General features: G+C 73.0%; 12 protein-coding genes. 6 read left to right on the forward strand and 6 right to left on the reverse strand.

What is annotated here, in order from left to right; all coding sequences use genetic code 11:
• Window positions 1-25: 25 nt before the first annotated feature.
• The 3 genes from J7W19_RS21845 to J7W19_RS21855 are packed head-to-tail and all read right to left on the reverse strand — an operon-like array spanning window position 26 to window position 2731.
• A complete protein-coding gene (locus J7W19_RS21845; protein WP_040887376.1) occupies window positions 26-793 on the reverse strand; it encodes an amino acid ABC transporter ATP-binding protein in 768 nt (255 codons plus the stop codon).
• Window positions 790-1743: an amino acid ABC transporter permease gene (locus tag J7W19_RS21850; RefSeq protein WP_004937676.1), complete on the reverse strand. Its 954-nt coding sequence runs from the start codon at window positions 1741-1743 to the stop codon at window positions 790-792. The genes J7W19_RS21845 and J7W19_RS21850 overlap by 4 nt, the downstream gene beginning before the upstream one ends.
• 31 nt (window positions 1744-1774) lie before the next feature.
• Window positions 1775-2731, reverse strand: a complete 957-nt coding sequence (locus J7W19_RS21855; RefSeq protein ID WP_040887378.1) for an ABC transporter substrate-binding protein — start codon at window positions 2729-2731, stop codon at window positions 1775-1777.
• A gap of 613 nt (window positions 2732-3344) precedes the next feature.
• Here J7W19_RS21855 and J7W19_RS21860 point away from each other — a divergent pair.
• From J7W19_RS21860 to J7W19_RS21870, 3 genes are all read left to right on the forward strand, one after another.
• Entirely contained in the window at window positions 3345-4559 is a 1215-nt protein-coding gene (locus J7W19_RS21860) for an NAD(P)-dependent malic enzyme (protein ID WP_004937681.1), read from the forward strand.
• A 221-nt stretch (window positions 4560-4780) separates the two neighbouring features.
• Entirely contained in the window at window positions 4781-5743 is a 963-nt protein-coding gene (locus J7W19_RS21865) for a zinc-binding dehydrogenase (RefSeq protein WP_004937683.1), read from the forward strand.
• A gap of 7 nt (window positions 5744-5750) precedes the next feature.
• Window positions 5751-7223, forward strand: coding sequence for a cellulase family glycosylhydrolase (locus J7W19_RS21870; RefSeq protein ID WP_051072437.1), 1473 nt, complete (start codon window positions 5751-5753; stop codon window positions 7221-7223).
• Between the two features lie 136 nt (window positions 7224-7359).
• Here the strand turns inward: J7W19_RS21870 and J7W19_RS21875 are convergent, their stop codons facing one another.
• Together J7W19_RS21875 and J7W19_RS21880 are read right to left on the reverse strand one after the other, a co-directional pair.
• Entirely contained in the window at window positions 7360-8307 is a 948-nt protein-coding gene (locus J7W19_RS21875; protein WP_004937687.1) for a PadR family transcriptional regulator, read from the reverse strand.
• Window positions 8307-9239, reverse strand: coding sequence for a DUF4097 family beta strand repeat-containing protein (locus tag J7W19_RS21880; RefSeq protein ID WP_004937690.1), 933 nt, complete (start codon window positions 9237-9239; stop codon window positions 8307-8309). Before J7W19_RS21880 ends, J7W19_RS21875 begins: the two co-directional genes overlap by 1 nt.
• A gap of 180 nt (window positions 9240-9419) precedes the next feature.
• On the opposite strand from J7W19_RS21880, the gene J7W19_RS21885 reads away from it, so the two are divergent.
• Window positions 9420-10247, forward strand: coding sequence for a hypothetical protein (locus J7W19_RS21885; RefSeq protein WP_004937692.1), 828 nt, complete (start codon window positions 9420-9422; stop codon window positions 10245-10247).
• Window positions 10248-10446: 199 nt separating this feature from the next.
• On the opposite strand, the gene J7W19_RS21890 is transcribed toward J7W19_RS21885, so the two are convergent.
• Window positions 10447-10626 carry a DUF6104 family protein gene (locus tag J7W19_RS21890; RefSeq protein WP_004937694.1) on the reverse strand — a complete coding sequence of 60 codons (180 nt, stop codon included), beginning with the start codon at window positions 10624-10626 and terminating at the stop codon, window positions 10447-10449.
• 180 nt (window positions 10627-10806) lie between these two features.
• Here J7W19_RS21890 and J7W19_RS21895 point away from each other — a divergent pair, with 180 nt between their 5' ends.
• Both J7W19_RS21895 and J7W19_RS21900 read left to right on the forward strand, forming a co-directional pair.
• The gene (locus J7W19_RS21895; protein WP_004937696.1) at window positions 10807-11187 is read left to right on the forward strand and encodes a CU044_2847 family protein; all 381 of its coding nucleotides are present in this window, start codon (window positions 10807-10809) and stop codon (window positions 11185-11187) included.
• A gap of 17 nt (window positions 11188-11204) precedes the next feature.
• Window positions 11205-13334 carry a VMAP-C domain-containing protein gene (locus J7W19_RS21900; protein WP_004937698.1) on the forward strand — a complete coding sequence of 710 codons (2130 nt, stop codon included), beginning with the start codon at window positions 11205-11207 and terminating at the stop codon, window positions 13332-13334.
• The last annotated feature ends 147 nt before the right edge of the window (window positions 13335-13481 follow it).

Genomic DNA, 13481 nt, shown 5'->3' on the forward strand with positions numbered 1-13481 from the left:
GTACGACCGCCGTCCGGCGTTCGAGTTACAGCACCTTGGACAGGAAGGACTTCGTCCGCTCGTGCTGCGGGTTGGTGAGCACCTCGCGCGGGTCACCGGACTCGACGACGACGCCGTTGTCCATGAAGACCAGCGAGTCGCCGACCTCGCGGGCGAAGCCCATCTCGTGCGTGACCACCACCATGGTCATGCCCTCCTCGGCGAGGTCGCGCATCACGTCGAGGACGTCGCCGACCAGCTCCGGGTCGAGCGCCGACGTCGGCTCGTCGAAGAGCATCAGCTTGGGTTCCATCGCCAGCGCCCGGGCTATCGCGACCCGCTGCTGCTGGCCGCCGGAGAGCTGGGACGGGTAGTTGCCCGCCTTGTCGGCGAGCCCGACCCGGTCCAGCAGCTTCAGCGCCCGCTCCCGGGCGACGGACTTGGTCTCGCGCTTGACCTGGACCGGCGCCTCCATGACGTTCTCCACGGCCGTCATGTGCGGGAACAGGTTGAAGCGCTGGAAGACCATGCCGATGTCCCGGCGCTGCGCGGCGACCTCGCGGTCCTTCAGCTCGTAGAGCTTGTTGCCCTGCTGGCGGTAGCCGACCAGCTCGCCGTCGACGTACAGCCGGCCGCCGTTGATCTTCTCCAGGTGGTTGATGCACCGGAGGAAGGTCGACTTGCCGGAGCCGGAGGGGCCGATGAGGCAGAACACCTCGCGCGGGGCGACCTCCAGGTCGATGCCCTTGAGGACCTGGACGGCGCCGAAGGACTTGTGAACGCCTTCGGCCTTCACCATCGGGGTGGCGGTCATGCGGAGCCTCCGGCCTGGCGGTTGCCGAACGAGAGCAGGTTGGCCTTGACGATCTTCTGCAGGGGGGTGGGCGGCAGGTTCCGCGTCGAACCGCGCGCGAACCGGCGCTCCAGGTAGTACTGGCCGACGCTCAGCACGCTGGTGAGCACCAGGTACCAGGCGGCGGCGACGAAGAGCATCTCGACCGTCGCACCCGAGGTCTGGCCGACGTTGGACGTGGCCTGGAGCAGGTCGTAGTACTGCACCGCGATCACCAGTGAGGTGGTCTTGAGCATGTTGATGAACTCGTTGCCGGTCGGCGGCACGATCACCCGCATCGCCTGCGGCAGCACCACCCGGCGCAGCGTCTTGGTGTGGCTCATGCCGAGCGCGTGCGCGGCCTCGGTCTGGCCCTCGTCGACCGACTGGAGGCCGGCGCGGCAGATCTCCGCCATGTACGCGGCCTCGTTGAGGCCGAGTCCGAGCAGGGCGGCCAGGAAGGGCGTCATGAACGACGACCAGTAGTCCTTGTAGATCGGCCCGAGGTCGATGTACTTGAAGACGAGTCCGAGGTTGAACCAGAGCAGCAGCTGGACGTAGACCGGCGTGCCCCGGAAGAACCAGATGTAGAACCAGGAGATCGAGGAGGTGACGGGGTTCTTGGAGAGCCGCATCACGGCCAGGATGACGCCGAGGACCACGCCCACCACCATGGACAGGATGGTGATGGTGATGGTGTTCCGGACGCCCCTGAGGATGTCGCCGTCGAAGAAGTAGTCGGGAACGGTGCCCCAGTTGACGTCGCCCTGGGCGAACGCGTTGATCAGGAGGCCGAGGACGGCGAGGGCGGCGACGGCCGACACCCAGCGGCCGTAGTGGCGTACGGGGACGGCCTTGAGGGGCTCGGAGGCGGCGCCGGATTCGGGGCGGGCGTCGCCCGGGTCCTGCGCCTTGTCGGTGTTCACGGTCACGGAGGTGGCCTTTCAGCGAGCGTGCGGTGGGTCAGGAACCGCCGTTGACCTTGGCTTCCTTGATGGCGCCCGCCGAGACGCCCCACTTGTCCATGATCTTCTGGTACTCGCCGTTCTTGATGATGGCGTCCATGGCGGCCTTGATGGCGTCGCGGAGCTGGGCGTTGTCCTTGCCGACGGCGATGCCGTACGGGGCCGCCTCCACCTGGTCGCCGACGATCTCGAAGTCGTTGCCGCCGCCGGAGGTCTTCACCGCGTAGGCGGCGACGGGGAAGTCGCTGGCACCGGCGTCCGCGCCGCCGCTGCGCAGCCGGGTCTGGGCCAGCACGTCGGTGTCGTACGCCTCGATGGAGATCTTGTTGTCGCCGCACTTCTCCGACTGGGCGTTGGTGAGGTCCTGCGAGACGGTGCCGCGCTGGACGACGACCTTCTTGCCGCACAGGTCCTGCCAGCCCTTGATCCCCTGGGTCTTGCCCTTGGGCGTGTAGAGGGAGACGCCGGCCTGGAAGTAGTCGACGAAGTCGAGACCGTCGGAGACCTTCTTCTTGGTCTTGGGATCGACGCCGTTCTGCCGGTCCTTGGTGTCGGTCATGGCCGACATGGCGATGTCGTAGCGCTTCGAACGAAGGCCCGCGACGAGCGAGTCGAACTTGGAGTTGTTGAACGTGAAGCGGACGCCGAGCTGCTTGCCGAGCGCGTCGGCGATGTCCGGGTCGATGCCGACGGTCTTGCCGTCCTTGACGAACTCCACCGGCGGGTAGGCGATGTCCGAGCCCACCCGGATCACCCGGGAGCCTTTGACGGACTGCGGCAGCTTGTCGAACAGCGGGGCCGAGGCGCCGGCCGACGACGAGTCGCCGTCCTTGTCCTTGTTCTTGGTCTGGTCGCCGCAACCGGTCAGCAGCAGGGCGCCGGCGACCGCGATCGCGCCGGCGGCGGCCAAACGACTCCTGGCGGCAGCCGGGCGGGGGGTGGTGCTTGCGGTCATTGCTGGTTCCTCCTGCGGGTGAGGGGATAGCCGACTCTTCACACGGACTGTTCAAGGAAAAAACGGGCTGCGAGGCCGCGCCGAGGGCGTCAGCACACTTCACCGGCTGCCGCGACCTCGGGTGTTTGGGGCATCTTGCCATCTGGACTACACCGTTCGGGGGGCCAGCAATGTCAAAATCGGATAACGGGATGATCGTCTTGCTGAAGAGGGTTGTTCGGGTGGTGTGGGGTTGGTTGACCGCTTCCGTTCGTTCCGGGAGCGAGACGCACATCACGAGCCTCACGTCTCACTCCATGGACTCGGAGTATCAGTTGACACCGATTTCCGGCCGACATCGGCGCGGCGTGGCAGAGAACCTCGTAACTCACTCGTCGGCCGTAGCGCTCATCCGGTAGAAAGGGCCCTTACCCCGCACCCGGGGCTCACGGCGCGTCGTGCAGCGCGCCCGGTGTCCGCACTCCTCGCTCGCGCTCCCGCGCGCGGACCGCCCGCACGGCGGTCGCTCCAGGCCCCGGCCATCCGCCGGGACGAGCGGACACCCGCCCGGCCGCCCCGCACTCCAGGGGACGGATATACCCTCGATGGACATCTCGACAAAGGGGTCAAGAAAGTGGCAGCGGAGATCGTCAATCCTCTCAGCGGGAGCGGTGCGGAGGAGGGTGCTCAGGAGGAGCCCTTCGATCCGGCCTTCGCGCTGCACCGCGGTGGCAAGATGGCGGTGCGGGCGACCGTGCCCGTGCGGGACAAGGACGACCTGTCCCTCGCCTACACACCGGGCGTCGCCAAGGTGTGCACCGCGATCGCGGAACAGCCCGAACTCGTCCACGACTACACCTGGAAGTCCCAGGTCGTCGCCGTGGTCACGGACGGCAGCGCCGTCCTCGGCCTCGGGGACATCGGTCCCGAGGCGTCCCTGCCCGTGATGGAGGGCAAGGCCATCCTCTTCAAGCAGTTCGGCGGCGTGGACGCGGTGCCGATCGCGCTCGACTGCCGCGAGGTGGACGAGCTCGTCGAGACCGTCGTCCGCCTCGCGCCGTCCTTCGGCGGCGTCAACCTGGAGGACATCTCCGCCCCCCGCTGCTTCGAGGTCGAGCGGCGGCTGCAGGAGCGGCTGGACATCCCGGTCTTCCACGACGACCAGCACGGCACCGCCGTCGTCACTCTCGCCGCCCTGCGCAACGCGGCCAAGCTCACCGGACGCACCCTCGGCGACCTGCGGGCCGTGATCTCCGGCGCCGGCGCGGCCGGCGTCGCCATCGCGCGCATCCTGGTCGAGGCGGGCATCGGCGACGTGGCCGTGTGCGACCGCAAGGGCATCGTCTCCCGCGACCGCGCCGACCTGACGGACGTCAAGCGGGAACTGGCCGGGTTCACCAACAAGGCCGGGCTCGCCGGGCCCCTGGAGTCCGCCCTGGACGGCGCGGACGTCTTCATCGGCGTCTCCGGCGGCACGGTCCCCGAGGCGGCGGTCGCGAAGATGGCCGACAACGCGCTGATCTTCGCGATGGCCAACCCCAACCCGGAGATCCACCCGGACGTCGCCCACAAGTACGCGGCCGTGGTGGCCACCGGGCGCAGCGACTACCCCAACCAGATCAACAACGTGCTCGCCTTCCCGGGCATCTTCGCGGGCGCCCTCCAGGTGCGGGCCTCGCGGATCACCGAGGGCATGAAGCTCGCCGCGGCCGAGGCGCTGGCCGCGGTCGTCGCCGACGAGCTGAGCGCCGACCGCGTCATCCCCTCGCCGTTCGACGAGCGCGTCGCCCCGGCGGTGACGGCCGCTGTGGCCGCGGCGGCTCGGGCGGACGGGGTCGCGCGGCGGTAGCCGTCCGACTTGAGGTCCTCAGACACCGGACGGGCTGCCTGGTCAGCCCGTCCGGCGTTTGAGGACAACCGCGCGGAGCGCGGTTTCGGGGGGTGCGGGGGCTCTCGCCCCGCGAGAAACGGTGAAAGGGCGGGGCCGGGGCACCCCCCCCCGCAGGGACGCGAGCCGCGTCACACCGCGCCCCCGTTCCCCCGCGCCAAGAGCCCCGCTAGGTTCGCACCATGTTCGCCGCCTATGCCGCACGCATCGACCGGGACCAGCCGCTCAACGGGCTCCAACTGGGCGAACGCCCCGAGCCCGAGGTACGTCCCGGCTGGACGACCGTCACCGTCAAGGCCGCCTCCCTCAACCACCACGACCTGTGGACCCTGCGCGGGGTGGGGATCAAGGAGGACGCCTTCCCGATGATCCTCGGCTGCGACGCCGCCGGGATCGACGAGGACGGCAACGAGGTCGTCGTCCACTCCGTCATCGGCCAGACCGGCCATGGAGTCGGCCCGGACGAGCCGCGCTCGCTGCTCACCGAGCGCTATCAGGGCACGTTCGCCGAGCGGGTCACCGTCCCGGCCTGGAACCTGCTGCCGAAGCCGAAGGAGCTGTCCTTCGAGGAGGCCACCTGCCTGCCGACGGCCTGGCTGACCGCCTACCGGATGCTGTTCACCAACGCGAACGTCCGCCCCGGGCAGAGCGTCCTGGTGCAGGGCGCCGGCGGCGGCGTGGCCACCGCCGCGATCGTGCTGGGCGCGGCGGCGGGCCTGCGGGTCTTCGCGACCAGCCGGGACGAGGCCAAGCGGCGGCGCGCCGTGGAACTGGGCGCGGAGGACGCGTTCGAGCCGGGCGCCCGGCTGCCGCACCGGGTGGACGCGGTCATCGAGACCGTCGGCGCCGCGACCTGGTCGCACTCGGTCAAATCCCTTAAGCCGGGCGGCACGCTCGTCATCTCCGGCGCCACCAGCGGCCCCAATCCGTCGGCCGTGGAGCTGACCCGGGTCTTCTTCCTGGAGCTGAGGATCGTCGGCTCGACCATGGGCAGCAAGGAGGAGCTGGCGGACCTGCTGGCCTTCTGCGCGGCCACCGGCGTCCGGCCGGTGATCGACTCGGTGCTCCCGCTGGACCGGGCACGCGAAGGGCTCGAAAGGATGGCCGAGGGCGAGCTGTTCGGGAAGGTGGTCCTGACGGTATGACCGTCGGATGCGGACGAGACGTGCGCGCCGCCCGGGGCCCGTTGTGGCCTCGGCGCTCGCGCTGCTGACAGCTGTCGCACCACTCGCCACTCCGACATCACGGGCCGAAGCCGCCCCTGCCGCTCCTGCCATTCCGGCCGCTCCGGCCGCGCCGGGTGACGGGATCCCCCCGCTGACCGACGACACCGGGCGGACCCTCACCCTCCGCGGCTGGAACCTCGCCGACAAGGACCACCGCGGCGACCGCGCCCTGGAGGACATCACCGAGCGCCACCTCCGGGACCTGTCGGCCCGCGGCTTCGACTTCGCCCGGCTCGCGGTCTTCTGGGACGACCTCGAACGCCGGCCCGGCCACTACAGCGAGCGCTACCTGCGGAAGATCGAACGGATCCTGGACTGGGCGGCCCGCTACCGCGTCAGGGTCGTGATCGACGCCCACCAGGACGTCTACGGGCCGGCGTTCGGCGGCCACCGGGGCATCCCCGAGTGGGCCACCCGCACCGACGGCCTGCCCTACCGGCCGCACCCGGGCGACTGGTTCGCCGAGTACTTCGAACCCGGCGTGCAGGCCGCGTTCGAGCACCTCTACGAGGACGCGGACCTGCGACGGGCCCAGCAGCGGATGTGGCGGGTGCTGGCCGGCCGGCTGGCCGGGCACCCCGCCGTGTACGGCTACGACCTGATCAACGAGCCGATGGGCCGGATGCGTCCGGGCGAGGACCTGCCCGCCGCCGCGCGCCGGGTGGAGGCCACCCAGATCACCGCCATGTACAACCGGCTCGTCGGCGCGATCCGCGCGGTCGACCGGAAGCACCGGATCCTCGTCGAGCCCACGCCCGTCGTCGGCGAGGGCGTCCCGACCTCCCTCGGCCGGATCGAGGACCCGGGCGGCCGGATCGTCTACGCGCCGCACTTCTACGAGACATCCATGGAGACCGGCGCGGACTACGACCCGGCTTCTCGCTGGATCGAACGCTACGAGGCCGCCGTCGTCCGCTACCCGCGCGAGCGGCGGATCCCCGTCGTGGTGGGCGAGTGGGGGCCGCCCGACAGCACCCTGCCGAACATGGGCCGCTACTACGCGGACGCGCTCGCGTCCCTGGACCGCTACGGCTCCGGCTGGGCCGGCTGGACCTGGTGCTACGGCGGCGGCTACTGCGCCCTGGACCGCGACGGCCGCTTCCAGCGGCACAAGGAGGACACGGCCCGGCCGTACGCGCCGGCCGTGGCGGGCGATGTGCGGCACACGGCGTACGACCCCCGGGACGGCGTCTTCCGTCTGGAGTACACCGCCTCGGCGGCGGGCGGCGGCCGGACGGACCTGACCCTGCCGCCGGCCCCGCGCGGCTGGCGCGTCACGGTCTCCGGCCCGGCCCGCGCGGACGCGGCGTACGTCCGCCCCGGCGAACGCGGCCGGGTGACGGTACGCGCCCGGCCGGGGGCGGCGGTCGGGGTGGTGGCGCGGCAGGTCCACCCCTGACAGCCGGGCCAGGTGCGCCGCCCGGGTGCCTGACGCGTGGCACCGGCCGCCCGTCGCGCCGACCACATGCGGTGCCGACCACTCGTCGCGTGGTGAGGACCGCGGGAACCCCGCGCGACGCAGCGCGCCCCGCGCCTCACTTCCGCAGCACTCCTCCTATCCGGACCGCCGCCTCGGCCAAGTGCTCCCGGCACTCGGCGAGTTGCCCCGCGGTCACTCCGTGGTCGCGGGCCGCGTCGCGGATCTCGTCGCGGAAGCGGTCCAGCAGGCGGTCGAGGTCGCGGGCCGGATCGGCGGAGTGGGTGTAGTCCACCGACGCCCACTCGGGCGCGTCCGCGCGCTCGACGCGTACCGTCGGGGCCCCTGGGCCGGCCTCGGGACGGCCGCCCGCCAGTGCGCCGAGCTCCTTGGCGAGCGCGGAGACGCCCTCCATGAGACCGGTCGGCCAGTCGCCGCTCCGGGCGTGCTCGCGGACCTGCTCCTGGACGCGCTCCTTGATGCGGAGGACCTCCTCGCGGGTGTGCTCCTGAGCCTGTCGCGCCTGGTGGCGGGCCTGCTGGGCCTCCTGGCGGGCCCGTCGGCTCTCCTCCTTCGCGCGGCGGGCCTGCTCCTTCCACTCCTCCTTGGCCCGGCGCAGCTCCTCCTTCATCCCGGCGAAGGGGTCGCCGCCCTGCCCGTCGGCCCCCGGGGCGCCGTCGCGCAGCCGGCCCGCGGCCTCGCGCAGCTCGCGGCGCAGGGCGCCGGCCGCGCCGCGGACGTCCTCCTGGATGTCGGCGGCGAGGGCCGTGACGGACTCCTGGATCTCCTGTTCCAGACCGGCCAGTTCACCGGCCCGGCCGCCGAGTTCGGCGCGGCCCGCGTCGGTGATCGCGTACACCTTGCGGCCGCCCTCGGTGGTGTGGGTGACCAGACCCTCGGCCTCCAGCTTGGCGAGCCGGGGGTAGACGGTGCCGGCGGAGGGGGCGTAGAGCCCCTGGAAGCGCTCCTCCAGCAGCCGGATGATCTCGTAGCCGTGGCGCGGGGCCTCGTCGAGCAGCTTGAGCAGGTAGAGGCGGAGGCGGCCGTGGGCGAAGACGGGGGGCATCAGAGGACCTTTCCCTGGGCGGGGGTGTCGGCGGGCGCGTCGGGTGCGTCGGGCTGATCGGGCCCGTCGTGGCCGTCGTGGCCGTCGGTGAAGGCGTCGGCGGCCGGGGGACGGCGGAGGACGGCCAGGGCCCCCGAGACGCTGGTGGCCCGTACCAGGCCGGTGGCCCGGCCCAGTCGGCCGGTGAGGCGCCGGCCGGCCCATTCGCCGGACTGCCGGAGCTCGGCGAACGCGTTGGAGACGGCGCCGGTGGCGGTGCCGGCCTCCACGACGGCGTCCGTCGAGCCGGGCAGGCGCAGGGCGACGTCGCCGGAGACGGTGTTGAGCTCCAGGGAGGGTGCCGGACCGGGGACGGGCGCGGTGGGTTCGGCGAGGTCGATGACGATGCCGCCGGTGACCGTGTCGGACTTCACCGCCTCGCTCCGGCAGTCGACGAGGGTGAGCTCGCCGGAGACGGAGTTGTGGCGCAGCGTCCCGGAGAGGGACTGGGCCTCCACGTCGCCGGAGACCGTCTCGGCCCGGACCGGGCCGGACAGGCCGACCAGCGTGGCGTTCCCGGTGACGCCGCGGACGTCCGTGGCTCCCGAGATGCCCGAGACGACGGCGTGCGCCCCGACGACGCCGACCTTGACGCGGGTGCCGGTGGGGACGGCCAGCGTGACCGTGACCGAGCGGTGGCGTATGCCGTGGGCGATCCGGCTGAGGATGTTCTTCCAGGCGAGGTCCTCGTACCCGACCGTCAGCGCTCCATCCTTGTGGGTGACAAGGAGGGGCGCCCCGGAGTGCGCGGACAGCTCCAGGCGGGCGGGGCCCGCGTCGGTGCCGACGATGTTGACGGCGCCGTTCACGAGGCGAACTTCCAGGGAGGCGACCGGCTCCTCGAAGGTCAGGTTCTCGGGTGCGGTCAGCGACCACTCCGGCGGGGTGGGCATGCGGGCCTCCTTGGGCGGCGTGGGCCGGTCGCGCCGGCGTGGCTCGGTCGCGGTCGGGCGCGACCCCGGGGCGTGCGGTGCGCGCCGCCACGGCATATCGCGTCTTATCGCGTCTCTGGTAAACACGATATATCGCGGGCTCGTGAAGTCAAGCCCACCCCGGTGGCATAGCGTTGGCGCATGTCCGCTACCGATCACATCCCGGCCGCGGGGCTGCTGCTGCTCTGCCGGGCCGCCCCCGACCGCGTACGACCCGTCGCGCAGCTGCTGCGACGGCCGATGGTGCTGGCCCCGGCGGGCGAGGGCTGGAGCGTCCTGGTGCCCGCGGCCGAGTCCTGGCGCGAGGCCGGCACCCACCTCGCCGCGGTCGCGGGGGACTGGGCGCACGCCCTGACGGTGGCCGACAACTGGCCGGTCGTCGGCCTGTGGTGGGACGCGGACGGCGCGGGGTTCGTGGTGGCGGCGGGCTTCCGCCGCACCGTGGGCCACACCTGGCTCCCGGACGGCACGCCCCTCGGCGAGGAGGAGGCGCTGACCACCCTCCGCACCCGGCTCGGTCTCGACCCGGTGCTCGACGGGGCGGCGCTCGACCGGCTGACGCGGCCGGACGCGGAGGCGGACGGGCCCGCCCGGGTTCTCGGCCTCGCCGCCGTCCTGGCGCGGGCGGGCCTCCAGCTCGGCCCGGGTGTCGTTCCCGGGCTGGCCGCCGGGCGGCTCTGCGAGGCGGCCGGGGCGCTGCCGGGCGCGGAGCCCGTGGACTGGCCCGGGTGGCGGGCGGCGGTTTGCGGGGGGCTGGGCGCGGCTGAGCGCGGGGCGCTCGGGGCGTGGACGCGGGGGCCGCGGGCGCGGGCTCTTGGTAAGGCCGAAGTCGCCGCCGGCGTCGTGCTGTTGGCTTGGTCGCGAGGTGGCGCGCGGCGTGGGTGGCGGGCGGCCGGTGCCGTGCTGGTCGCCGACGGCGCGTTGACGTTGCTGTACGACCGGTGGCGGGCGGGGCGCGGGGACTCCTGAGGGTGGCCTTGCGGCCGGGGGTGCCCCAGTCCCGCCCTTTCACCGTTTCTCGCGGGGGTGTCCCCCCGCACCCCCCCAAACCGCGCTCCGCGCGGTTGTCCTCAAACGCCGGACGGGCTGGTGGGGGCTGGCGTCCTCAAGCGCCGGACGGGCTGGTAGAGGCCGGCCCCCTCAAACGCCGGACGGCCTGAAGCGCGCCCTATTCGTCATCCTCGTCGTCCAGCCGCGCCAGCCACGTCGCCAGGCGTTCCACCGGTACCTCGAAGTCCGGGTTGAGGTCGACGAAGGTGCGCAGCTGTTCGGCCACCCATCCGAGGGTGACCTCCTCCTCGCCCCGTCGGTTCTCCAGCTCCTCGATGCCGCGGTCGGTGAAGTACAACGCTCTCTCCGTCAACAGGGGGTACGAAAGGGTCAGGATCGTCCTCAGGATAGGCGGCTCCCGGCGGCTCCGGCGCGGGGCGTTGGCCACGGCCTCTCGCGCCCGTCACGTCCGAGGGCTAGCCTGCTGCATCATCGCGGTCACGACAGCGGTGACAGCGCGACGACGGGGGGACGCGTGATGGACGGGATCACCCAGGTGCGGCTCGACGACGGCACGGTCGTGTGGGCCAGGATCAGCGAAGCGCAGGAGCTGGGCTCGCCCGGGAGCGGCGGGTACAAGGACTCGACGGCGGCGCGCCGCGTCGCGCGGTTGGCGAACGGGCTCGCGGACACCGTGCGCGGGGTCGTCGACTCGCTGCGCATGGGGGTCGCGGCGGCCCGGCCGCACGAGGTGCAGGTGCAGTTCGGCATCGAGTTGTCCGCCCAGTCCGGCCAGGTCATCAGTCTGCTCACCGACGCGGGCGGCAAGGCGTCGATCAACGTGACGCTCACCTGGAAGGAGAGCGGACCGGCCACCGGCGGCGCCCCCGGGGCGCCCACGACCCCCAGCGCTCCTTGAACCCCCATGAAGCCACCGTGCGCCGGTCCGTCGTCCGCGTCTCCGCGGCCGACGACGGGGAGCTGTCCGTAGACGACCGGTTCTGGGGCACGGGGTTCTTCATCGCCCCCGGCTGGGCCGTCACCTGCGCTCACGTCGTGGGGAACGGGGGCGGCGGCGTACTGGACGGCACCGCGGCCATCGAGGTCACGGACGGCGACGACCGCGTCCACGAGGGCAGGGTGGCGTTCGTCCTGCCGCGCCCGGACGACCCCGAGCGCCTCCCGGACCGCTGGCCGCTGCCCGATCTGGCGCTGGTCGAGGTCGCGGACGCGCACGGCGCCGAGTGCCTCTGGATGAGCGACCGTTCGGCGGTGGTCCCGGCCGACGTGGCCGTCTACGGCTGGTCGCGGGAGACCGGCGAGCTGGGCTGGCGCTACGGCACGGGCACCGCCGCCGGCGGCGACGGCAGCGGCCGGGCGATGCTGCTGCGCGGCGAGATCCCGGTGGAGGGCTGCTCCGGCGGTCCGGTGGTGGACACCGGCCGGGGCGCGGTCATCGGGGTGAGCAAGGGGCGGGGACAGAGCCACGGGCTCGCGGTGCCGATCACCGCCCTGCGGCGGATCGCCAACGACCGCCCCGGGCGCGACCGCCTGCACACCGTCGTCCGCGCGCACGACCGCTACCACCTGCGGCACTACCGCGCGGTCGGCACCGGCCGCAGCTGGACGGGCATCCAGAAGGGCCTGCGTCCGGCGGCCGAAGGGTTCACCCCGGTGCTGCGCACCCAGCTGTTCGCCCGCCTCGCCGAACTGACCCAGCCCCGGACGCCCGGCGAGGTGATGGCCCTGGTCGACCAGGCCAAGAGCCGGGTCGTCCAGGAGCCCTACCAGCCCGGCGTCGAGCACGATCCGCGCACCTGGCGCGAGGGCGTCGGCCTCCTCTACGACGTGCGGGACGGCGCGGAGGGCCGCGCCGGGCGCACGGGCTGGCCGGGCGCCGGCTCGGGCCCGGGGCGGGACCTGGAGCTGGAGGCGGTCCTGCTGTACGCGGCGTGGGTGGCGGCGGCCGTCAGCAGGTTCGGCGACCCCGCCGACGCCGGCCCGCTGCGCGAGCTGGCCGGCTGGGTGACCGGCAAGGCGGACCAGGTGCAGGACGTCATCCGCAAGGAGGTCCAGCGGATCCTGCACGGCCGCCGCGACCCCGGCCCCGACCGGCCGGAGCCGCCCGTCGGCGTCGTCCTGGTCAAGGACCGGCCGGGCCCGGTGGAGCCCGCCGAGGAGACCGACCTCCAGGCCCGGGCCGACGTGCTCGTCGAGGTGGACGCCCTGATGTACGGCGACCGCTACCCGTGGCGCGTCAAACTGCTCGGGCAGGACGACCGGATCACCCCGCTCCACGACGACGCCCAGGGTGCCCGCCGGGCCGAGCTCCGCGAGGCGCTGCGCGAACCGATAGCGGAGGCGCTGCGCCAGGGCGACGTGGGCGAGCACCTGGCGGCGCTCCAACTCGTCCTGCCGCGCGAGCTGTTCGACGAGCCGGTGGCCGACTGGCGGCTGGTGCCGCCCGGGACGGACGACGACGGCCTGGACCCGCACACCATGCCGCTCGGCCAGCGCCGCGTCGTGGTCGTCCGGGACCGCCGCCGCCGGGACCGGCGCCACTTCCCGGAGTGGCAGCGGCGGTGGAACGGCTGTACGGCCGGCCCGATGACCGCCGTACCGCTGCGCGCGGAGGTGCCCGTCCCCGGGCACGGCGCGCGGCGGCCGGAGAGCAGGCACGCGGCGTACGCCCGGCTCTCGGACGTGGACCCGGGCGCCGTCCCGGTCTTCTGCGGGCCGGTCTCGCACGGCCCGGGCGCCATGGCCCTGGACGCGGCGCTCGCCGCCGGGCACGCGGTGGTGATCTGGCGGGGATGCGCCGGGGAGCACCTCGATTGCGCCGAATTCCACGATGAGGTCTCCCGACTGGTGTGCGAGGCGGCCACGGCCGAGGGACTCCACCGCCGGCTGCGCAACCTGCGGATTCGCTGCGCCGACCCCGAACAGCCGGACGAGGAGGCGCGCTGGGCGAGGTCGATCGCCCTGCTGTTGGACCGGCCGGAGCATCCGGCGCCGCCCGGTCCGCCGCTGTCCGCGCCGGGTATGCGCCCGGAAGGCGGGGCGTGAAGGTGTCCCGGCGGAGTGACAGGGAAGTGACAGGGAAACGACGGAGCGAGACGGACGAGACGGAAAGGCTCGGCACGCCGCGCCCGGACCGGTACCGTCGTCCGGGGAGCGGAAGCGGCGACGGCGGACGCGTGGGGGCCCGGCCGG

The sequence above is a fragment of the Streptomyces mobaraensis NBRC 13819 = DSM 40847 genome (genome assembly GCF_017916255.1).
Taxonomy (GTDB): Bacteria; Actinomycetota; Actinomycetes; order Streptomycetales; family Streptomycetaceae; genus Streptomyces; species Streptomyces mobaraensis.

What these genes read in the sequence shown, in the direction of transcription:
- J7W19_RS21880 (WP_004937690.1), bottom strand. Translation starts at nt 9,239, where the DNA reads ATGCCCACCCCGCCGGAGTGGTCGCTGACCGCACCCGAGAACCTGACC.
- J7W19_RS21845 (WP_040887376.1), bottom strand. Translation starts at nt 793, where the DNA reads ATGACCGCCACCCCGATGGTGAAGGCCGAAGGCGTTCACAAGTCCTTC.
- J7W19_RS21870 (WP_051072437.1), top strand. Translation starts at nt 5,751, where the DNA reads ATGCGGACGAGACGTGCGCGCCGCCCGGGGCCCGTTGTGGCCTCGGCG.
- J7W19_RS21865 (WP_004937683.1), top strand. Translation starts at nt 4,781, where the DNA reads ATGTTCGCCGCCTATGCCGCACGCATCGACCGGGACCAGCCGCTCAAC.
- J7W19_RS21885 (WP_004937692.1), top strand. Translation starts at nt 9,420, where the DNA reads ATGTCCGCTACCGATCACATCCCGGCCGCGGGGCTGCTGCTGCTCTGC.
- J7W19_RS21855 (WP_040887378.1), bottom strand. Translation starts at nt 2,731, where the DNA reads ATGACCGCAAGCACCACCCCCCGCCCGGCTGCCGCCAGGAGTCGTTTG.
- J7W19_RS21895 (WP_004937696.1), top strand. Translation starts at nt 10,807, where the DNA reads ATGGACGGGATCACCCAGGTGCGGCTCGACGACGGCACGGTCGTGTGG.
- J7W19_RS21875 (WP_004937687.1), bottom strand. Translation starts at nt 8,307, where the DNA reads ATGCCCCCCGTCTTCGCCCACGGCCGCCTCCGCCTCTACCTGCTCAAG.